We start from the raw sequence: 19942 nt of genomic DNA, 5'->3' as shown, positions 1-19942 counted from the left end.
CCGGTTCGCGACAGCCGCCCCCGGCGATCGGGGGCGGCTGTTCGTCCTTTCGCCCCCGAACTCGTTAGCGCGGCGAGCGATCGGGAGGCAGGATGCCGGGTGTGACCGACCACGACATCCGCGTTCTCGACGAGTCCCACTACCGCGCGGCGCACACGCTGTTCCGGGGAACCCTCCACCACCAACCCTCGACGGACGAGGCGTGGGCGTTCGCCGCGACGTCCTACCTGCCCGGCCGCACGCTGGGCGCGTTCGTGGACGACGACTTGGTGGGCACCGTGATGTCGTTCCCGTCCTCGCTGGCCGTGCCGGGCGGCGCGGTGGTGCCGATGGCGGCGGTGAGCCGGGTCGGCGTGCGCGCGGACTGGACGCGGCGCGGGGTGCTGAGCGCGTTGAAGCGCGCCCAGTTGCGCGCGATGGTCGAGTCCGGCGACGTGGCGGCGACCCTGCGCGCGTCGGAGACCGCGATCTACGGCCGGTACGGCTACGGCGTGGCGACCCGGTACCGGACGGTGCGGGTGGACCGCGCGAAGGCCAGGCCCAGGCTCGCGCCGTCGGGTCGGATCCGGCTGGTGCCGGGTGCGGACGGTGTCACGACGGCCCGGTCGCTGTTCGACCGGGTGTCACCCGGCCGGCCGGGCACGAACGGTCGGTGGGACGGCTGGTGGGCGCTGTCGCTGAGCCGGCAGGTGGGCACCGACGAGGAGCTGAAGGTCGCGGTGCGCCGCGGTCCGGACGGCGACGACGGCTACGCGGTGTACCGCGTGGCGCCGGGCGAGTTCGGCGGACCGGGCTCGCGACCGACCCGGATGACCGTGCACGACCTGTGGGCGAGCACCCCGGAGGCGTGGGCCGACCTGTGGACGTTCCTGCTGGGCGTGGACCTGGTGGACGAGGTGGTGGCGCCCGGCCGGCCGTTGGACGAGCCCTTGGAGTGGCTGCTGGTCGACCGCCGCGCGGTGGTGACGGAGGGCGTGGAGGACGAGACCTGGCTGCGGCTGCTGGACGTGCCGACCGCGCTGTCCGCCCGCGTCCACGAGGGTGCCGGTCGGGTGGTGCTGGGCGTGCGGGATGGCGTCCTGGCGGAGAACGAGGGCTCCTACGCGGTGACGGCGGACGGTGTCGAGCGCACCGCCGACGAACCGCAGCTGGTGGTGGACGTGCCGGTGCTCAGCGCGGCGTACCTGGGCGACGTGACCTTCTCGGCGCTGGCCACGACCGGTCACCTGGACGTCGTGGACCCGGCCGCGCTCGCGGTCGCGGACGACCTGTTCCGCTCGGCCGAGATCCCGTGGAGCGGCACGTTCTTCTGAGGGCTCAGTCCGGCGGCCAGTGCCGCAGCGCGGTGTCGAGGACGTCGAGGACCCGGGACCACGAGGTGTCGGCGTCGCGCGGGTGGTGGCCGAAGCCGCCGGACTGCTCCAGGGTCACGTAGCCGTGGAACGTGCTGTGCAGGAGGCGGATCGCGTCGGTGGCGGCCGGTTCGGGCAGGTGGTAGCCGCGCAGGATGGCCCTGGTCAGGTCCGAGTGGCGGCGGGCAGCCGCGGTGGCGGGGGTGCCCGGGGTCAGGTCGACGCGCAGGGCCGTGTAGCGGCCCGGGTGGGCCTTCGCGTAGTCGCGGTAGGCGTCGGCGAACGCGACCAGGGCGTCCTTGCCCGCCCGGCCGGCCAGCGCGTCGGCGACCCGGTCCGCGAGTTCGGTCAGCGCCAGCACCGCGACCCGGACCCGCAGCTCGTGCACGTTGCCCAGGTGCGAGTACAGGCTCGCGTCCTTCACGCCGAACGCCCGTGCCAGCGCCGACACGGTCACGTTGTCGAAGCCGACCTCGTCGGCCATCTCGGCCGCCGCGCGGGTCAGGCGTTCGACGGTCACCTTCTCGCGGACCATCTCGCCTCCAGCCTAGGAGCCCTAGGCTAGCAGCTAATGAGTTGCGCCGGTGGGCTCGGTGGTGTCACCTTCTTCCCATGGAACCGCTGACCGAGTCGGACATCCGCGCGTCCTTCGTCAACTGCACCAAGGGCGAGGCGAAACGGCTGAACGTGCCGGGCGACCTGGCCGAGCGGCCGTGGGACGACCTGGACTTCCTCGGCTGGCGCGACCCGTCCGCGCCGCAGCGCGCCTACCTGGTCGCACCCGTGGCCGGTCGGCTCGTGGGCGTGGCGCTGCGGTTGGCGACGCCGGGCGTGGGCGCGACGCGACGCAGCATGTGCTCGCTGTGCCTCACCACGCACCGGGGTGACGGCGTCTCGCTGATGACCGCGCGCAAGGCGGGCCGCAGCGGGCAGCAGGGCAACTCGGTGGGCGTCTACATCTGCGCCGACCTCGCGTGCCCGCTGTACCTGCGCGGCAAGAAGGACGCCGGGCCCGGCAGCCGGATCCACGAGTCGCTCCCGCTCGAGGACCTGATCGACCGGACCCTGGGCAAGGTCACGGCGTTCCTCGGCCGGGTGGTCGAGTGACCCCACCTGCTGGTGGGGAGGCACGGCGTGGGCGGGTGACCCCGTCGGTCGGTCAGGGGACGCGGCGCTCCAGGGCCGTCAGCAGGCGGGGCAGCGAACTGCCCAGACCCCAGCGGGCGGTCAGGTCGGCGACCCTGGCCGGGTCCACCGGCGCGGCGGGTACCGGGTCCGGGCGGTCCTGGACGATCGGGGCGTCGACCGCCACGTTCACCACGGTCGGCGCCACGGCCAGGTAGTCGGCCGCCTCCAGCAGCGCCTTGCGGTTGCGGGTGGTGAGCTTGCGGTCGCGGCCGTCGTGCACCGCGGCCAGCACGGCCTCCAGCGAGCCGAACTCGGTCAGCAGCTTCGCGGCCGTCTTCTCGCCGATGCCCGCCACGCCCGGCAGCCCGTCCGACGGGTCGCCGCGCAGCACCGCCATGCCCGCGTACGCCGCGCCGGTGGACTCCGCCGGCAGCGCGTACTTCACCGCCAACTCGGCCGGGCCGAGCAGTTCCGCCTTCGCCCAGCCGCGGCCCAGGTACAGCACCTTCACCGGGGTCGGCTCGTCGCGGACCACCTGGAACAGGTCGCGGTCGCCGGTGATCACCTCGACCGGGTCGGTGGCCTCGCGGTGGGCCAGCGTGCCGATCACGTCGTCCGCCTCGTAGCCCGCCGCCTCGGCGGTGGCGATGCCGACCGCGTCCAGCACGTCGAGGATGATCGGGACCTGCGGGGTGAGCGTGTCCGGCACGTCCTCCTCGCCCTCGACGGCCTCGGCCGCGACGCGGTGCGCCTTGTACGAGGGGAGCGCCTTGACCCGGAACTCCGGCCGCCAGTCCGCGTCCAGGCACGCGACCACCCGGCCCGCGCCGCGGTCGGTGACGACCTTGGTGATCGTGTCCACGAACCCGCGCACCGCGTTGACCGGTGTGCCGTCGGGCGCGGTCATCGACTCGGGCAGGGCGTAGAAGGCGCGGAAGTACAGGCTTGCGGCGTCCATCAGGACCAGTGGGCCACTCACGCCGCGAAGCTTGCCAGAAGCCACCGACATCAGCGTGCCGGCACGCTCGCCACCTCGGTGCTCCGCTCCGCCCGACCGCACGACTAGGCTCAGTGGTCATGTCGACCCGTGTTGGACCCCTTGACGTGGACGCGCTCCGCGCGCGGCTGGACCGGGCCACCGCCGCGGCCGCCGTCGCCGGTGTGGACGCCCTGTTGATCTCACCCGGCTCGGACCTCCGGTACCTGATCGGCGCCGGCGGTTCCTCCTACGAGCGGCTCACCTGCCTGGTGCTGCCCGTCGGCGGCACCCCGGTGCTCGTGGTGCCCAAGCTGGAACAGCCCGGCTACGCGGCCATCCCGACCGACGACCTCGGTGTCGAGGTTGCCGCCTGGGTGGACGGCGAGGACCCGTACGCGCTGGTCAAGCGCGCGTTGAAGGGCACCGACCGGATCGCCGTGTCGGACATGACGGCCGCGCTGCACACCCTGGCGCTGCGCGACGCGATCGGCGGCGAGCAGGTGCTGGCCGGTCCCGTGCTGCGCGAGCTGCGGATGCGCAAGGACGCGGCCGAGATCGAGGGGCTGCGCAAGGCGGGCGCCGCGATCGACCGGGTGCACGCCCGGATCGGCGAGTGGCTCAAGGTCGGGCGCACCGAGGCCGAGGTGGGTGCGGACATCGCCGCCGCCATCCTCGCCGAGGGGCACGAGGAGGTCGCGTTCGTCGTCGTCGGCTCCGGCCCGAACGGCGCGTCGCCGCACCACGCCCTGTCCGACCGGGTGATCGGGGCCGGCGAGGTGGTCGTGGTGGACATCGGCGGCCCGGTCGCCGAGGGCTACAACTCCGACTCCACCCGCACCTACGTGCTGGGCGAGCCGAAGGACGCCGACGTGGCGGAGACCTACGCGGTGCTCCAGGCCGCGCAGCGGGCCGCCGTCGACGCCGTCCGCCCCGGGGTGACCTGCGAGGAGGTGGACGCGGTCGCGCGCGAGGTGATCGCGGACGCCGGGTTCGGCGAGTACTTCGTGCACCGCACCGGCCACGGCATCGGGCTCGACGTGCACGAGGAGCCCTACATCGTCGCGGGCAACGACCTGCCGCTGGAGCCGGGCATGGCGTTCAGCGTCGAGCCGGGCATCTACCTGCCCGGCCGGTGGGGCGCCCGCATCGAGGACATCGTGGTCGCGACCGAGACGGGCGTGGAATCGTTCAACAACCGACCTCACGAGCTGGTGGTGCTCCCCGCGTGACGACTCTGGAGCCGATCGACCGGGCGATCCTGCGCGAGCTGGCCGCCGACGGCCGGTGCAGTTTCACCGACCTCGCCGAACGGGTGGGTCTGAGCGTGTCGGCCGTGCACCAGCGGGTGCGCAGGCTGGAGCAGCGCGGCGTCCTGCGGGGCTACGCCGCGCGGCTGGACGGCGACGAGATCGGGTTGCCGCTCACCGCGTTCATCTCGCTCACCCCGATCGACCCGGCGGCTCCGGACGACTACCCCAAGCGGCTCGAGCACCTGCCGCAGATCGAGGCGTGCTACTCGGTCGCGGGGGACGCCTCGTACGTCCTCCGCGTCCGGGTGGCCTCGCCGACCGCGCTGGAGGAGCTGCTCCGGCAGATCCGCGAGGTGGCGAACGTGTCCACCCGGACCACCGTGGTGCTGTCCACGCCGTACGAGGACCGCCCGCCCGCGGTCTAGAACTCCTCCCAGGGCACCGCGTCGTACGCGGCGCGGACGTCGGCGAGCGGGTCGACGGCGAACTCCACGTCGCCGATCCGCGACACCGGCGCGATGCCGCGCGAGTTGGCCAGGAACGCGGCCCGGTAGGAGCGCAGGTCCGCCAGTCGCACGACCGCGCGCCGGGACGGGTGGTTCTCCTCCAACAGGCGCATGGTCGTGCCGTGCAGCCAGTCGGCCTCCGCCCACACGACGCCCGTGTCGTCCAGGAACGCGATGTTGGCGATGGAGCTCTCCACCACCACGCCGTCGGACGTGGTGAGCAGCGCGTCGTCGTACCCGGCCCGCCCGGCCCGGCGCGCGTGCCACACCTGGCCGAACCCGCCCAGGTGCTTGAGGTGCGCGGCAGGCCGCGCGTAGTCCACCGGCATGAGCGCCTGGGGCGGGTCGAGCCGGGTGTAGGGCTCGTCCACCGACACCATCAGCCGCGGCTCGTCGAGGCCGAAGAACACCACGCGCACCGACGCGTCCGCGATGCCCTCCAGCGCGTGCGCGACGTGCCGGCGCACCAGGTCCCGGTCGAGTTCGGCGTCGTACAGCTCGCGCTGGCCGGTCGCCAGCCGGTCGAGGTGCGCGTGCGGCCCGCGCACCCGGCCACCGCGCACCTGCATCGCGGTGAAGTGGCCGTAGTTGCCCAACCTGCCGCGCAGCATCGACTCGGCGTCCGGCGCGGCGCCGTCGATCTCCATCCTCAGCACCCGTCGACCGTAGCGCGGCCGGAATCGAGGGTCCCGCGTCGTTGCGGCCACGTCGTGGCGGCGGGAGGGTGGCGGTGTGGAACGCGAAGTGCTGGTCGTCGGGTACCCGGACGCGACGCTGACCGACGTGGCGGGTCCGGTCGACGTGTTCGAGGGCGCGCGTCGGCTGCGCGGCGGGTACCGGGTGCGGGTCGCCGGGGTGGGCGGCGGGTTCACCGCGAGCGGCGTGCGGTTGGAGGGCGTGGACCTGCGCGAGGTGAAAGGGTCGGTGGACACGCTGGTGGTGGTCGGCGGCACGGGCTCGTTCGCGGCGGCGCGCGACGAGGTGCTGGTGGCGAACCTGCGCCGGTTGGCCGCCGACGCGCGCCGCGTCACGTCCGTCTGCACCGGCGCGTTCGTGCTCGCGGAGGCCGGGCTGCTGGCGGGCGTGCGGGCGACGACGCACTGGGCGTACTGCGCGGAGTTGGCCGCGCGGCACCCCGACGTCGAGGTGGTGCCGGACGCGATCTTCGTGCGCGACGGCCGGGTGGTCACCTCCGCCGGCGTCACGGCGGGCATCGACCTGGCGCTGGCGCTGGTCGAGCGGGACCACGACGCCGCGCTGGCCAGGCTCGTCGCCCGGTGGATGGTCGTGTTCCTGCAACGGCCCGGCGGCCAGTCCCAGTTCAGCGTGCGCGCGGCGGTCCGGCCGGTCCGCGAGGTGGGGTTGCGCGCGGTGCTCGACGCGATCGCCGTCGACCCCGCCGCGACCTGGACCGTGGAGACGATGGCGCGGCACGCCTCGATGAGCACCCGGCACTTCGGCCGGCTGTTCACCGCGAAGGTCGGCACGTCGCCCGCGCGGCACGTCGAACGCGCCCGGGTGGAGGCCGCCGCGACCCTGCTCGAAGCGGGTGACGAGGCGCTGGACTCGGTGGCGCGGCGCTGTGGTTTCGGGTCGTCGGAGACGTTGCGGCGGGCGTTCCTGAGGGTGCTGGGCGTCGCGCCCGGCGGGTACCGGGAGAGGTTCCGCACCACCGGTGCGGCGTAGCGGGTGAAGGGGGAGTCCACTGTGGACATCGCGTTCGTGCTGTACCCGAGGATGACGGCGCTCGACCTGGTCGGGCCGTACGAGGTGCTGGCGCACCGGCCCGACGTGACGGCGCACTTCGTGGCCGCCTCGCTCGACCCGGTGGTGACCGACGCGGGGTTGACCCTGGTGCCCACCACCACGTTCGCGCGGCTGCGCCGGGCCGACGTGGTCGTGGTGCCGGGCAGCGGCGACTGGACCGGTGTGCTGGCGGAGGGCGTCGTCGCGGCCTGGTTGCGCGAGGTGCACCCGACCACGACGTGGACCACGTCGGTCTGCACGGGGTCCACGCTGCTCGCCGCCGCGGGCATCCTCGACGGGGTCGAGGCCACCACGCACTGGGCGGCGCGCGAGGACCTGGCGCGGCTGGGCGCGGTGGTGAGCACCGAGCGGGTGGTGCGGGTCGGCCGGGTGGTCACCGGCGCGGGCGTGTCGGCGGGCATCGACATGGGGCTGACGCTCGCCGGACTGCTGTGGGGCGACCAGGTGGCGATGGCGGTGCAGCTGATGCTGGAGTACGACCCGAAGCCGCCCTACGACGCGGGATCGCTGGAGTCGGCACCGGCCGAAGTGGTGGCACTCCTGCGCGGCTGAACGGGCCTACCGGAGCCGGGCGTTGCTTGTACGGTGACGGGCTCACGGTCCGGGACGCTCATCGGAGGCGCATGGGTACGGGGTTCCGGGCGGCGTTCGCCGTGCCCGAGTTCCGGGTGCTGTGGGCGGCCGCGGCGCTGTCCACCGTCGGGGACCAGTTGGCCCGGGTCGCGTTGTCGGTGCTGGTGTTCCAGCGGACCGGGTCGGCCGCGTGGACGGCCCTGACCTACGCGCTGACGTTGCTGCCCGCGCTGGTGTCCGGCGTGCTGCTGTCCGGGTTGGCCGACCGGTTCCCCCGGCGCGCGGTGCTCGTCGCCTCGGACGTGGTGCGCGCGGTGCTGCTGGGCGTGATGGCGGTGCCGGGCGTGCCGCTGCCGCTGGTCGCCGCGCTGCTCGTGGTGGCGCAGCTGGCCGAGGCACCGTTCTCGGCCGCGCAGGGCGCGCTGCTGCCGACCGTGCTGGGCGACCGGTACGAGGCCGGGCAGTCCGCGCACCTGATCACCCACCAGACCGGGCTGCTGCTCGGGTTCGCGGGCGGCGGGTTCGCGGTGGCGTGGCTCGGCACGTCCGGCGCGCTGGCCGCGGACGCGGCGACGTTCCTGGTGTCGGCGGTGCTGCTGCGGTTCGGGCTGGCGCACCGGCCGGCGGCGGGTGGCCGGGAGCGGACGCGGACCCGGATCGCGGCCGGCGCCGTGCTGGTGTGGCGGGACCGGCGGTTGCGGCTGCTGGTGGCGCTGGGGTGGTTGGCGCTGTTCACGGTGGTGCCCGAGGGGCTGGCCGCGCCGTTCTCGGCCGAGGTCGGGTTCGGCGTGGCCGGTGTCGGGTTGCTGCTCGCGGCGGACCCGGCGGGGATGGTGCTGGGCGCCGTGCTGCTGCGGTGGTTGCCGACCGACCGCCGGGTGCGGCTGCTGGGGCTGCTGGCGGTGGCGACCGCGCTGCCCCTGGCCGCGTACTGGCTGCGGCCCGGTCTGGTGGGCGCCGTGGCGCTGCTCGCGGTGAGCGGGGTGTTCAGCGCGTACCAGGTCACGGCGGGCGCCACGTTCGTGCGGCTGGTGCCGGACGAACGCCGCGGGCAGGCGCTCGGGTTCGCGCGCAGCGGGCTGGTGGCGGCGCAGGGTGTCGGGGTGGCGGGCGGTGGTCTGCTGGCGACGCTGGTCGGTTCCGCCGGCACGGCCGTCGCGGTGGCCGGCGTGGTCGGGGTGGTGCTGGCCGCGCTGGTGTCGGTGGCGTGGTGGCGGACCGAGGTGTGAGGCCGTTCCGGCCGCCGTGGACCGGGCGGGCCCGAGCGGGTCGCGGGTGACCGCGGCGCCGGATCCGGGCGCGTCGGCGTCGCGGTGGCGGGGCCGCGGGAGTCGGGTCGCCGCGGCCCGCCGGCCGCGTGTCGGGGGTCGGCTGTGCCTGGTCGTCCACTGTGGAGCACCTCGCCGTCGGCGGGTGTCACCAGATCTTGTCGCGCATGGCGGCGCACCTCCCTCGTCGTCGCGGACGGTCGCGGGACGGGTCGGCTCACCAGATCTTGTCGCGCACGCCGCCCACCTCCCTCGTGGTCGCCGGTGGCGGTTCGGGGGTGGGGATCACCAGATCTTGTCGCGCATAATCGTCACACCTCCCCGTACGTCCGGAATGACCCGTTCGGTAGGGTGGTCACCAGATCTTGTCGCGCACAGCGATCACCTCCGGTGGTTAGCGTCACCCCGCTAGCGGCTGACATCCACCCAGGTCACAATTACTGTGACGCTCCGTCCGGGAGCGTGTGCGGTCCGGGTCTGATCAGGGCGCGAGGGAACATGGGCAGAGCGCGGTCAGCGTCGTCGGGTGATCGGCGCTGGGCACTATGGTCCCTGCCGCCCCGTGCCCTGGCCTACGTCCTGGCCGTGGACCTGCTGGCCCTGCTCGCCACCGGGCTCACCTTCGAGGGGCGCTTCACCACCGGCTCCTGGGTCGCCTTCGGCGTCCTCGCCGGGTGCGCGGCGCTGCACCTGCACTGCTCCCGCTGGATCGAGCGGATCCGCCGCGACCACAGCCACCTGCCGCACGTCGACCTGTGCAGCATCTGGATCCTGGCGGGCGCGCTCGTGCTGCCGCCGACCCTCGCGGTCGCGCTGGTCGTGTTCGTCTACGTGCACCGCTGGTGGGTCGTCGGCCGCTGGGACGCCTCCCGCCCGCCCCACCGGTGCGTGTTCACCACGTCGATGATGGTGCTCGCCGCGCTGGCCGCGAACACCGTCGCCGGTCTCACCGGGTTGCGCGGGCACCTCCAGGACCACCGCCCGGAGGGTTGGCTGGACCTGGTCGGCCTCACCGGCGCGGGCCTCGCGCAGTGGACGGTCAACACCGCGCTCGTCGGCACGGTCATCCTGCTCACGGTCCGCCCGCGCAACGTCAAGGACGCGCTGGGCAGCGGCCCGGACAACCTGTTGGAAGCCGGTCAGCTCGCGCTGGGCTGCTTCGTCGCCCTCGCGGTCGCCTGGTGGCCCGGCTTCGCGGTGCCGATGGTGGTCGCGGCCGTCGCGCTGCACCGCACCGTGCTCATCCACCAGCTCGAACTCGCCGCGCGCACGGACGCCAAGACCGGGCTGCTCAACGCCGAGGCGTGGCACCTCCAGGCCCGGCTCGAGTTGCAGCGGACCCGGCAGCAGCCGGCCGGCGCTTCGGTCGGCCTGTTCATGATCGACGTGGACCACTTCAAGGACATCAACGACACCCACGGCCACCAGGTCGGCGACGCGGTGCTCAAGCGCATCGCGGGCGCGCTGGCCTCGGCCGTGCGCCGGGGCGACACGCTCGGCCGGTTCGGCGGCGAGGAGTTCGCCGTGCTGCTGCCGTCGGTCGAGCACCTCGAGGCGGTGGCCATCGCCGAGCGGATGCGCCGCCAGGTGCACGAGGTCGCGTTCGAGACCGACGCGGGGGCGCAGGTGCGCGGGCTGACCGTGAGCATCGGCGCCGCGGTGTGGCCCGACGTCGAGGAGGACACGTTGGAAGGTCTGCTCGCCGCCGCCGACTCCGCCCTCTACCAGGCCAAACGCCTCGGCCGGGACCAGGTGCAGTGCGCCGGGCGGCACCGTCGCACGCGCTGGAACCCGGCCGCCAGGTCCGACTCCGTCGACCAGCCGGGGCAGCCCCGCCCGGTCTGACCCGCCGCCGGCCCGAACCGGCGTCGAGGATTCGTCCACGGTTTGGCAACGACCGCCTTCACAACGGGCTCCGGTCGCGTAAATTCGGCTGGCCACCACCTCCCCGGTGCGTACCCAGTCCTGTTCCTGCAAGGGTTGTGAGCCAGTGGACCTCGGTGCCCCGCACGGAATCCGGTTCCGCTTCGAGGCGGGCCTGCTGCGCGCCGTGCTGGTCGACGGGCGCGGCACGCCGCCGATCGCCCTCGCCGAGCACCTGACCGCCGACGTCGACGCGCGCGAGCCGGTCGTGGCGCAGCGCCCGGACGGCGCGGTGCTCGGGTTCCGGTTCGACCTGCCCGCGCCCGCCCGGTGGCTGCTGGCGGTCGAGGCGCCCGGTGAGGTCACGCCCGACGGCGTCGAGTTCGACCTGCCCGGCGGGGCGCGGCTGACGGTCTCCGGCACCGAACGGGTGGTCGTGGTGGCCGACGGAGCGTGCGTCGACCTGCCCGTCGGCGAGTCCGACCTGGTGCTGGAGGTCCTCCGCCCGCCGGTCGCGGACACCGTCGTGGTGTGCCGGCCGGACCAGGTCCGCGCCGCCGCCGTCGTGCTGTCGTGCCTGCCCGCGGACCGGTTCACCCCGGTCGTCACCGACGCGGACACCGCGGATCTGCTGGCCGCGCTCGGCGCGCGCCGCGCCGTGCACCTGGCCGACGGGCCGGATCTCGGCCTCGCCGAGCGGGTGTCGCTGGTCGACGTCGACCCGGCCGACCTGACCGCGGTCGCGTGGGAGGCGTTGCGACCGGGCGAGCGCGCGCGGGTGCTGGAGGTGCCGTCCGACTTCGACCCGGCCACCGCGCTGTTCACCGCTCTGCGCGCCGGGTCCGCGCTGCGCGTGGTGGCGGGCGCCGAGCCGGTCGAGCCGCCGGTGCCGGCGGGCGCCGAGGCGGTGCTGGTCGAGGACACCGGCGACGTGGACGTGCTGGTGGCGGCCCTGTACGCGCACCACCGGGGCGCGCGGCTGGTCGTGACACCGAAGCCGGACCTGACCGAGGTGCGCCGGGTGGTCGCCGAGGAACAGGAACGGGTGGCCGCCGCGGCGGGCGCGATCGGTGACGCGGTCAAGGGCGTCGGCGTCGTGGAGGCGCTGTGGCGCTACCTGTCCACCGGCGGTCACGACCCGTTCACCGCGGTGGAGGCGGTGGTGACCGCGCAGGTGCCCGCCGAGGCGGTAGTGGCGGTCGGCGAGCGCGCGCTCACCGCGTTCACCACCGGGCTGCCCTACCCGTTCGTGCGCACGTGGGCGCGCAAACCGATCGGTCACGTCGTGGGCGAGGCGGTCCGGACCGTGCTGACCGAGTTGCGCGGCGAGGTCGGCCCGCGGTCGGCCGGGTTCCGCGTCGCGCTGGCCACCGGCGCCTTCCCGGCGGCCGACCCGGCCCACCACCGCGTGGTGCTCACCGGCGGGCACGCGACCACCGGGACGCTCCGCGCGCTCGTCGAACGGCTACCGGTGGACCTGCTGCTGCTCACCGAGCACGAAGTGCCGTTCGAGCCGGAGGACCTGACCCGGCGCGCGCTGGTGTTCGACAACACCGGTCCGTCGTGGACGGACGCCGGCCGCCGCTTCCTGCGGGCCGGCGCGCGCGGTTACGTCGGGTCGCTGTGGTCGATCCCGGCCGACCTCGCCGCCGACTTCGCCCGCGCCGTCGTGCACCGGCTCACCGCCGAGGGCGAGCCGGTCGCGCACGCCGTCGTGAGCACCGGCACGCCCGGCGGGATCGCCCGCTCGTACGTCTACGTCGGCACGGTCACCGCACGGCTCGACCCGAGGCGGGCGCCCGCGGGCGACCCCGGGGCGGCGCTGGCCGGGTGCGCGCTGCTGGCCGCCGCCGCCCGCGACTGCCCGGACGGCCTGGCGGAGGTGCTGCACCGGGACGTGGCCGCGTTGCGCGCGGTCGCCGAGACCGGCGACGTCACCGGCTCGGCCGCCTACGTCGACGTGCTGCTCGAGGAGTTGGCGCTCGCGCCGGAGCCGGGCGCGCTGGTGGACCGGGTCGACGCGGCGCTGCCCGGCCTGGACCTGCCCGCCGGCGAGCGCGACCGGCGGTGGGCCCGGCGCTTCGAGCTGACCGGCCTGCACCACGAGGCACGCGGGGACCACGTGTCCGCCCTGCGCGACCTGGAGCGCTGCGCGGAGTACGGGGACGCGTGTCGGGACCGCGCGGGCGTGCTGCTGCGCGTGGCCCGGCTGTGGGACGAGCGGGGCGAGCCGGAGCGGGCCGCCGCGGCGGCGCGCGAGGCGCACGACGCGTACCGCGTGAGAGGTGACCGGTCCGACCTGCTGGAGGCGATCGACGTGCTGGGTGGCTTGAGTCGGAGATCCGACGACCACGAGGGCGTCGTGCGCTACGCCGCCGAGGGCCACGACCTGGCCGCGGAACTCGGCGACCGCGCGCGGCAGGCGAGGTTCACGCTGGACGAGGCGGGCGGGCACCGGAACGCGGGCGACCTGGACGCCGCGATCTCGGCCGCCGTCGAGGCGCTGGAGCTGTACCGGGAGGTGAAGGACGAGCACGCCGAACTCGAGGCGGTACGGCTGCTCGGCTGGTGCCACCGCGACCGCGGCGACCACGAGACGGCGCTGCACTACGGCCGGGTCGCCCTGGCGCTGGCCGAACGCCTGCACGTGCCGGCGGAGGTGGCCGCCGCGCACGAGGACCTCGGCCTCGTGCTGACGCTGCGCCGCGAGCACCCGGCCGCGTTGGAGCACCACCGGCACGCGGTGGAAACCGCCGTGGCGCACGGCGAGTGGGCGCTGGGCGCGGAGTTGTTGCCCCGGCTCGCGGTGGGCGCGGTGCGCGCGTCGGACCCGGAGGCGCTGTGGACGACCGCGCTGTGCGGTGGCCTGATCTGCGAAACCGCCCGGCCCGCGGTGTGGCAGTCGCTGGTGCCGCTGGTGGTGGACTCGATGCGCCGCGCGATCGAGACCGGCCCGCCGGAGCTGACCGAACGCGGCATGACCGACTTCGCGAGCGCGGTGACCGCGGGCCGCCGCGAGGCGATGCCACCGCAGGTCCGCATCCTGGCCGACGTGGTCGTGGTCCTGCTGGCGTGGCTGATGAACCGGGTGGACGACGGCGTCACGGCCTTCGCCCGCGAGGTGGACACCACCACCGGCGGCGTGCTGAACCTGGCCGCCTACGTGTCCGTGCCCCATCGCGACCGCGTCCGGGGCCCGTCACGGCCCGTCTGAACCACCCTCGCGGAAGTAGCCGGCGGCGGTCCTCGGGTACAGCTCGCGGTAGGTGGTGAAGGCGCCCCACGGCGTGGTCACCGGCGCGGCGTGGAACAGCGCGTGCGCCAACGCCCGGGCGAACACCGCCCGGGCCGCCGCGACGACCGCGCCCGGGTCGGCCTCGTGGGTGCCGGTGGACGCGGCGAACACCGTGTCGCCTTCGGTGAGCCCGTGCGCGGGCCGCACGGCCACCCCCAACCCGTCCTGCCCGGCGGCGGCCACCGCGTACAGGCTCGGCACCCGCGCGGTGGTCGCCACGACCCCGATCACCGTGTTGAACGGCGGCGTGTAGTGCCGCAGCCGTTCCGCCGCGGCCACCAGGTCGTCACCGCGCGGGGTCGGGAACTCGCCCGGCAGCCCCCACGCCGCGCCGTGCGGAAGGCCGAGCGCCACGTCCACGCTCGACCCGGCCGCGTTGAGCGCCGCCACCGCGCCGACCACCACCCCACCCCCGAGGTCGGCGGAGGCCGTGCCGATGCCGCCTTTGAGCGCCCCGTTCAGCGCGCCCGTTCCGGCGCCGACGTTGCCCTGCGCCACGTGGACCCCGGCGTTGCGCACCGCCTCGACCCCGGTGGAGGCGTCGGGCCGGCACCGGAAGTCCCCGCCCCGCCCCAGGTCGAACAACGCCGCCGCCGGCACCAGCCCGCCGACCTCGCCCGCCACCCCGTCCGCCGCCGCGAGCCCGTAGGCGCTGCCACCGGTCAGCACGACCGCCGGCACCACCCGCCCGCCGTACCGGGGGTCGAGCGCCGCGGTGTCCCGGGTCGCGGGCCCTCCACCCCGGACGTCCACAGTGGACAGCGTCTCCGGCGGGAACAGCACGACCGTGGTGCCGGTCAACGCGCCCGAGCCGACCCGGGTCGCGTGTCCGACCAGCACTCCCGGCACGTCGGTGATGGCGTTGCGCACGCCCGCGATCCTACGGCGACAACAACTCCGCCCCGAGTTCGCGCACCACCGAGGCGAGCAGCTCGACGTCCTCCCGCGTGGTCTGCCAGTTCACGATGGCCGGCCGCAACGCGACCCGCCCCCGGTACACCGTGGTGCCGACGTACACCCGCGCGTCCTCGATGATCGCCGCGCCCAACCGCCGGTTCACCTCGTCCAGTTCGGACTCCGGCACACCCGGCGGCGCGTACCGGAAGCAGACGATGAACAGGTTGACCGGGGCCAACAACTCCAACTCCGGCGCCCGCTCCACGATGCCGCCCAGGTGCAGCGCCAACTCCCGGTGCCGCTCGACCATGGCCCGGTGCCCGGACCGCCCGTAGGCGCGCAACGTCGCCCAGATCGGCAACGCCCGAGCCCGCCGCGACGACTCGGGCCCGAGGTTGTTGTAGTTGACGAACTCGTCGTCCGGCGCGGGCAGGTAGGCCGCGTTCCACGCCCCGAACGCCCGCCCCAACCGCTCCCGCTCCTTGACGAAGGCGAACCCGCTCTCATAGGGCACGTTGAGCCACTTGTGCCCGTCCGCCGCCACCGAGTCCGCCCGCTCCACACCCCGCGTCAGGTGCGAGGTCTCCGGCGACAACGCGGCGAACAACCCGAACGCCCCGTCGACGTGCAACCACGCCCCGTGCTTCTCGGCGAGATCGGCCATCTCCTCCACGGGGTCGAAATCCCCACCGTTGACCTCACCCGCGTTCGCGATCACCACGGCGGGCCCACCGACCTCACCCAACGCCCGGTCCAACGCCCGAAGATCAACCCGCCCCGCGTCGTCCCGACTGAACGTGACCACGCAATCCCGCCCCATCCCCAGAACCTGCAACGCCTTCCGACAACTGGCGTGCACGTACCCACTGGAGAACACGGGCATCCGAGGCAACCCGACCAGCCCGTCCGCGGTCACATCCACCCCGTGCCGCCCGGCCCACCACTCCCGAGCACAGGCGAGCCCGGTCAGGTTGGCGAACGTCGCACTGGGCGTCAACACCCCACCGAACGAGGAGGGCAACCCCACGAGCTCCTTGAGCCACCCCAACACGACGGTCTCGGCCCGAGCGGCAAAGGGACTGGTCAACCACAACCCACCAGCCTGGTCGAGCAGGGAGACAACCCAGTCCCCAGCCTGAGCGGCAGGAGTGGCCCCACCCACCACGAAGTGGAAGAACCGAGGCCCGGAAGTCCGAGTCCCGGCCCGAGTCCCCACCCGAAGCAAATCGGCAACGGCGACAACAGTCCCGTCCCCGTCCTCGGGAAGCGCCCCACCCAACTCCGCCAACAAGTACTCGGCACCACGATCCCGCACCGACAAATGCGGCAACGCGTCCAAATAAGGACGCGCAGCCCGATTGACCATGGCCAACGCCTCGACCACATCATCCCGAGCGTGCAGCGGATCACCCATCACAGCACTCTAGGCGCACCCCGCCCCGGTCGCGCCCGACCAGCAAGGGGCCTCGTGTTCTCCCCGTATGGCCTGGGCGAAGCCCAACCGCATGTGTCAAGGGGGCACATTCAGCGCTACCGCCGGCCAATCTCACCAACGGCCCCCTTGACGCATGTGGTTGCCTCAGGCAGGCCATACGGGGAGAACACGACGCCCTAACCCCCGGAGGCGCTGCCCGTCCGGCGAGGACGCTTTTACGCCCTAAACAGCACCCACTCACGAGAGCACGCAACACCCATCAACGAGGATCGTCCCGCTCCCGCCGAATGGTGACCTTCCGCCCCTTGATGGTCGCCCCCCGCAACGAGGCGATCACCTGCGTAGCCGAAGCCTCGGGCACCTCCACCAACGAGAACCGATCGGCGATCTCGATCGCCCCGATCTCCCGCCCGTTCAACCGGGCCTCCCCGGCAATGGCCCCGACCAGGTCCTGAGGCCGAATCCCCGCACTACGCCCGGCCCCCACGAACAACCGGGTCATCCCGACCGACGGCGGACGAGGCCGCCGCTCCCGCCGAGGCGCCCCGTCCCGCCGCTCGGGCCGAGGCTGAACCTCCGGGATCTCCTCTTCGTCCGACGCCGCCCCGGTCGCCTCGTGGGCGAGCTTGACCGCGGCCAACGCGATCTCCATGACGTCGAACTCGTCGGCCAGGGTTTCCACGACCACGCGGAACCCCTCGAACTCGTCCTCCAGCAGGCTCTCGTGCAACGCCGCCCTGGTGAGCTCCAACTTCCGCGCCCGCAGGTCCGCGATCGTCGGTACCTTCTCGACCTGGATCCGCTGCTTGGTGACCCGCTCGATGGTCTTGAGCATCCCGTGCTCACGCGGCTCGGCCAGCGTGATCGCGACACCCTCGCGCCCGGCCCGGCCGACCCGCCCGATCCGGTGCACGTACGACTCGGGCGCGGACGGCACGTTGTAGTTCACCACGTGGGTGAGCTGCTCCACGTCCAAGCCGCGCGCCGCCACGTCGGTCGCCACGAGCAGGTCCGCGGTGCCGTTGCGCAACCGGGTCATCACCCGGTCCCGCTGCTCCTGGCTGATGCCGCCGTGCAGCGACTCGGCCCGGTACCCGCGCCCGTTGAGCGTCTCGGTGAGCTGGTCCACCTCGTCCCGGGTCCGGCAGAACACGATCGCGGCCGTCGGCGCCTCCACGTCGAGCACGCGACCCAGCGCGGCGGGCTTGTGCGCCCGCGGCACCACGTACGCGCTCTGCCGCACGCGCGGCGCCTCGCCGGGCTCGGTCTGCTCGCGGCCGATGGTGATCCGCACCGGCTCGGTGAGGTGCTGGTTGGCCAACCGGTTGATCCGCGGCGGCATGGTGGCCGAGAACAGCACGGTCTGGCGCTCTTCGGGCGCGTCGTTGAGGATCGCGTCGATGTCCTCGGCGAAGCCCATGTCGAGCATCTCGTCCGCCTCGTCCAGGACCACGATCTTGAGGTGGTCCAGGCTCAGCGTGCCGCGGTTGAGGTGGTCGATGGCCCGGCCGGGCGTCGCGACGACCACGTCCACGCCCTGCTCGAGCACGCGCAGCTGTCGCCCGATCGGCTGGCCGCCGTAGATCGGGAGCACCCGGGCGCCCAGTTCGCGGCCGTAGCGGTGGACGGCCTCGGACACCTGCACGGCCAGTTCGCGGGTGGGCACGAGGACGAGCGCGAAGGGCGCCTTCTCGGTCCGCTTGCCGTCGGCCATGCGTTCGAGGACGGGCAGCGCGAAGGCGGCGGTCTTGCCGGTTCCGGTGGCCGCCTGGCCGAGCAGGTCGCGTCCTTCGGTGAGCGGGGGGATGGCTTCACGCTGGATGGGAGTGGGTTCTTCGTAGCCGAGTCCGGAGAGCGCCCGCAACAACTCGGGGCGAAGCCCGAGGTCGGCGAAGCTGGTCCTGTCGTCGTCGGGCGCGTCGGTCATGTGCTCAAGTCTCGCTGATCGCTCGTGAACCGCTCGGCGAGGGGTCGGATCGTCCGGCTCCCGAGCGCGCCGGACCGGCCGGATCGGGCTGCGTAGGCTGCCCGGCGTGGACGAACTGCGGTGGGGCGTGCTGGGTGCGACGGCGTTCATCAGCACGAGGGTGTCGCCCGCCCTGCACCGGGCCGAGGGCAACCGGGTGGTCGCGATGGCCGGTCGGTCGGGTCGGCTCGACGTGGTGTCGGCGCTCGCCGCGGAGTTCGGCGCCCGCGCGCACGACGGGTTCGACGCGCTGCTCGCCGACCCGGACGTCGACGCGGTGTACATCACCCTGCCGAACTCCCTGCACGTGCCGTGGACCGTCCGCGCGCTGGAGGCGGGCAAGCACGTCCTGGTCGAGAAGCCGATGGCGCTGACCGAGGCGGACTGCGACCTCGTGGACGCGGCCGCCGGCTCCCGCACCGTCATGGAGGCGTTCTGGTACCGCTTCCACCCGCAGCAGGAGCGGGTGGCGGAGATCATCGCGTCGGGGGAGATCGGCTCGCCGCGCCTGGTCCGCGCCTCGTTCGCGTTCGTCGCGCCGGACGGCGCCGACATCAGGTTCGACCCGGCGCTGGGCGGCGGCGCGACGTGGGACGTGGGCTGCTACGCGTTCGACGTGGCGATGTGGCTGTTCGGTCGGGAGCCGCTGTCGGTGCGCGCGCTCGAGCACCGCCGGGCCGGCGCCGTCGTGGACACGAGCGTCGTGTCCACTATGGACTTCGGTGGTGGTCGGATCGCGGTGCTCGACTACAGCCTGGACCACGGCCCGCGGTCGGGCTACGAGGTGCAGGGCACCCTGGGGACGATCGTGGTGCACGACGCGTGGGCGCGGGACGCCGACGACGCGCGGTTGACCGTGCTGGGCCCGGACGGCGCGCGGGACGAGGTGCTGCCGGCCGTCGACGCCTACGAACGGCAGGCGCTCGGTTTCGCCGAGGCCGTCCGCACCGGGGCGCAACCCCGGATCACCGCCGCCGAGTCCCGCCGCAACGCCCGGGTGGGCAGCGCGCTGCTCCGCTCCGGCGCGACGGGACGCGACGTCGTGCTCTAGCCGCGGTCGGGCGGCGAGTCGGGGTCGCGCCCGTGGACGGGCAGCGCGTCGGCGTTGTCCGCGAGCTTCAGGCACAGGTGCCGCAGCAGCACGACCTCCTCGTCGGTGAAGTCGCGGAACAGCGCGCCCATCGCCACCTGGGACGGTGTGCGGAACGCGTCGACCCAGCCCCGACCCAGCCGCGTGATGACCGCCCGCACCGACCGCCGGTCGTCGGGATCGGCCCGCCGCTCCACCAACTCGGCCTTCTCGAGCGTGTCGACGAGCCCGGTGGCGTTGCGCGGGCTGACGCCGGCGATCACCGCGAGCCCACCGATCGGCAGCCCCTCGGGGCCCACCACGCTGAGCCGGACGAGCAGGTCCAACGCGCCCGAGCTCAAGCCCCTGCTGTGCGCGCCCTTGGCCCGCAACCGCTCCACCGCCGCGGTGGCCGTCCGCAGGGCCGCCGCCGCCTCCAACCTGCCGGTGTCGCCGTCGTGGGTGAAGTGCGCCATCGCCGCGCGGACGGCGGGTGCGTACAGGTGTCCGGATTCATCGAGGTCACTCATAGTGAAGCAGTACCTTATTACCTACTTCTCTATTGGACAAGCGGTCACCCGCACCGCCGAGCCC

At 74.0% G+C, this 19942-nt stretch carries 17 protein-coding genes; 10 read left to right on the top strand and 7 right to left on the bottom strand.

The window, feature by feature from the left end; all coding sequences use genetic code 11:
* Nucleotides 1-101: 101 nt before the first annotated feature.
* The gene (locus AB0G50_RS10300) at nt 102-1313 is read left to right on the top strand and encodes a GNAT family N-acetyltransferase (protein ID WP_360104812.1); all 1212 of its coding nucleotides are present in this window, start codon (nt 102-104) and stop codon (nt 1311-1313) included.
* Between the two features lie 4 nt (nt 1314-1317).
* Here the strand turns inward: AB0G50_RS10300 and AB0G50_RS10295 are convergent, their stop codons facing one another.
* Entirely contained in the window at nt 1318-1887 is a 570-nt protein-coding gene (locus AB0G50_RS10295; protein WP_360104809.1) for a TetR/AcrR family transcriptional regulator, read from the bottom strand.
* Nucleotides 1888-1964: 77 nt separating this feature from the next.
* On the opposite strand from AB0G50_RS10295, the gene AB0G50_RS10290 reads away from it, so the two are divergent.
* Nucleotides 1965-2459, top strand: a complete 495-nt coding sequence (locus AB0G50_RS10290; protein ID WP_360104806.1) for an FBP domain-containing protein — start codon at nt 1965-1967, stop codon at nt 2457-2459.
* Between the two features lie 52 nt (nt 2460-2511).
* Here AB0G50_RS10290 and AB0G50_RS10285 read toward each other — a convergent pair whose 3' ends face one another.
* Nucleotides 2512-3459, bottom strand: coding sequence for a 5'-3' exonuclease (locus AB0G50_RS10285; RefSeq protein WP_360104803.1), 948 nt, complete (start codon nt 3457-3459; stop codon nt 2512-2514).
* A 98-nt stretch (nt 3460-3557) separates the two neighbouring features.
* Between AB0G50_RS10285 and AB0G50_RS10280 the strand changes: the two genes are divergently transcribed.
* Both AB0G50_RS10280 and AB0G50_RS10275 read left to right on the top strand, forming a co-directional pair.
* Nucleotides 3558-4688 carry a Xaa-Pro peptidase family protein gene (locus AB0G50_RS10280; protein ID WP_360104800.1) on the top strand — a complete coding sequence of 377 codons (1131 nt, stop codon included), beginning with the start codon at nt 3558-3560 and terminating at the stop codon, nt 4686-4688.
* Entirely contained in the window at nt 4685-5134 is a 450-nt protein-coding gene (locus AB0G50_RS10275) for an Lrp/AsnC family transcriptional regulator (protein ID WP_360104797.1), read from the top strand. Before AB0G50_RS10280 ends, AB0G50_RS10275 begins: the two co-directional genes overlap by 4 nt.
* Here the strand turns inward: AB0G50_RS10275 and AB0G50_RS10270 are convergent.
* Entirely contained in the window at nt 5131-5862 is a 732-nt protein-coding gene (locus AB0G50_RS10270; protein WP_360105061.1) for an aminotransferase class IV, read from the bottom strand. The genes AB0G50_RS10275 and AB0G50_RS10270 overlap by 4 nt on opposite strands.
* An 85-nt stretch (nt 5863-5947) precedes the next feature.
* Here AB0G50_RS10270 and AB0G50_RS10265 point away from each other — a divergent pair, with 85 nt between their 5' ends.
* The 5 genes from AB0G50_RS10265 (at nt 5948) to AB0G50_RS10245 (ending at nt 13900) form a co-directional block, all read left to right on the top strand.
* A complete protein-coding gene (locus tag AB0G50_RS10265; protein ID WP_360104794.1) occupies nt 5948-6901 on the top strand; it encodes a DJ-1/PfpI family protein in 954 nt (317 codons plus the stop codon).
* A gap of 21 nt (nt 6902-6922) precedes the next feature.
* Nucleotides 6923-7534, top strand: coding sequence for a DJ-1/PfpI family protein (locus AB0G50_RS10260; RefSeq protein WP_360104791.1), 612 nt, complete (start codon nt 6923-6925; stop codon nt 7532-7534).
* 71 nt (nt 7535-7605) lie between these two features.
* Nucleotides 7606-8784 carry an MFS transporter gene (locus AB0G50_RS10255; RefSeq protein ID WP_360104788.1) on the top strand — a complete coding sequence of 393 codons (1179 nt, stop codon included), beginning with the start codon at nt 7606-7608 and terminating at the stop codon, nt 8782-8784.
* Nucleotides 8785-9408: 624 nt separating this feature from the next.
* Nucleotides 9409-10668: a GGDEF domain-containing protein gene (locus AB0G50_RS10250; protein ID WP_360104786.1), complete on the top strand. Its 1260-nt coding sequence runs from the start codon at nt 9409-9411 to the stop codon at nt 10666-10668.
* A gap of 145 nt (nt 10669-10813) precedes the next feature.
* Nucleotides 10814-13900, top strand: a complete 3087-nt coding sequence (locus tag AB0G50_RS10245) for a tetratricopeptide repeat protein (RefSeq protein ID WP_360104783.1) — start codon at nt 10814-10816, stop codon at nt 13898-13900.
* Here AB0G50_RS10245 and AB0G50_RS10240 read toward each other — a convergent pair.
* From AB0G50_RS10240 to AB0G50_RS10230, 3 genes are all read right to left on the bottom strand, one after another.
* Nucleotides 13886-14851, bottom strand: a complete 966-nt coding sequence (locus tag AB0G50_RS10240) for a P1 family peptidase (RefSeq protein ID WP_360104780.1) — start codon at nt 14849-14851, stop codon at nt 13886-13888. The genes AB0G50_RS10245 and AB0G50_RS10240 overlap by 15 nt on opposite strands.
* A gap of 10 nt (nt 14852-14861) precedes the next feature.
* The gene (locus AB0G50_RS10235) at nt 14862-16244 is read right to left on the bottom strand and encodes a pyridoxal-dependent decarboxylase (RefSeq protein ID WP_360105058.1); all 1383 of its coding nucleotides are present in this window, start codon (nt 16242-16244) and stop codon (nt 14862-14864) included.
* A 328-nt stretch (nt 16245-16572) separates the two neighbouring features.
* Nucleotides 16573-18240 carry a DEAD/DEAH box helicase gene (locus AB0G50_RS10230; protein ID WP_360104777.1) on the bottom strand — a complete coding sequence of 556 codons (1668 nt, stop codon included), beginning with the start codon at nt 18238-18240 and terminating at the stop codon, nt 16573-16575.
* Between the two features lie 106 nt (nt 18241-18346).
* Here AB0G50_RS10230 and AB0G50_RS10225 point away from each other — a divergent pair, with 106 nt between their 5' ends.
* Entirely contained in the window at nt 18347-19330 is a 984-nt protein-coding gene (locus AB0G50_RS10225; RefSeq protein ID WP_360104774.1) for a Gfo/Idh/MocA family oxidoreductase, read from the top strand.
* Here AB0G50_RS10225 and AB0G50_RS10220 read toward each other — a convergent pair.
* Complete coding sequence (locus AB0G50_RS10220) at nt 19327-19878, bottom strand: MarR family transcriptional regulator (RefSeq protein WP_360104771.1); 552 nt, start codon at nt 19876-19878, stop codon at nt 19327-19329. The two genes, AB0G50_RS10225 and AB0G50_RS10220, sit on opposite strands and share 4 nt — an antisense overlap.
* Nucleotides 19879-19942: the final 64 nt, after the last annotated feature.

The organism is Actinosynnema sp. NPDC020468, from assembly GCF_040642015.1.
Classification (GTDB): domain Bacteria; phylum Actinomycetota; class Actinomycetes; order Mycobacteriales; family Pseudonocardiaceae; genus Actinosynnema.
This window is presented reverse-complemented; position numbering and strand designations above follow the sequence as displayed.

What these genes read in the sequence shown, in the direction of transcription:
- AB0G50_RS10270 (WP_360105061.1), bottom strand. Translation starts at nt 5,862, where the DNA reads ATGGAGATCGACGGCGCCGCGCCGGACGCCGAGTCGATGCTGCGCGGC.
- AB0G50_RS10255 (WP_360104788.1), top strand. Translation starts at nt 7,606, where the DNA reads ATGGGTACGGGGTTCCGGGCGGCGTTCGCCGTGCCCGAGTTCCGGGTG.
- AB0G50_RS10220 (WP_360104771.1), bottom strand. Translation starts at nt 19,878, where the DNA reads ATGAGTGACCTCGATGAATCCGGACACCTGTACGCACCCGCCGTCCGC.
- AB0G50_RS10290 (WP_360104806.1), top strand. Translation starts at nt 1,965, where the DNA reads ATGGAACCGCTGACCGAGTCGGACATCCGCGCGTCCTTCGTCAACTGC.
- AB0G50_RS10230 (WP_360104777.1), bottom strand. Translation starts at nt 18,240, where the DNA reads ATGACCGACGCGCCCGACGACGACAGGACCAGCTTCGCCGACCTCGGG.
- AB0G50_RS10295 (WP_360104809.1), bottom strand. Translation starts at nt 1,887, where the DNA reads ATGGTCCGCGAGAAGGTGACCGTCGAACGCCTGACCCGCGCGGCGGCC.
- AB0G50_RS10235 (WP_360105058.1), bottom strand. Translation starts at nt 16,244, where the DNA reads ATGGTCAATCGGGCTGCGCGTCCTTATTTGGACGCGTTGCCGCATTTG.
- AB0G50_RS10280 (WP_360104800.1), top strand. Translation starts at nt 3,558, where the DNA reads ATGTCGACCCGTGTTGGACCCCTTGACGTGGACGCGCTCCGCGCGCGG.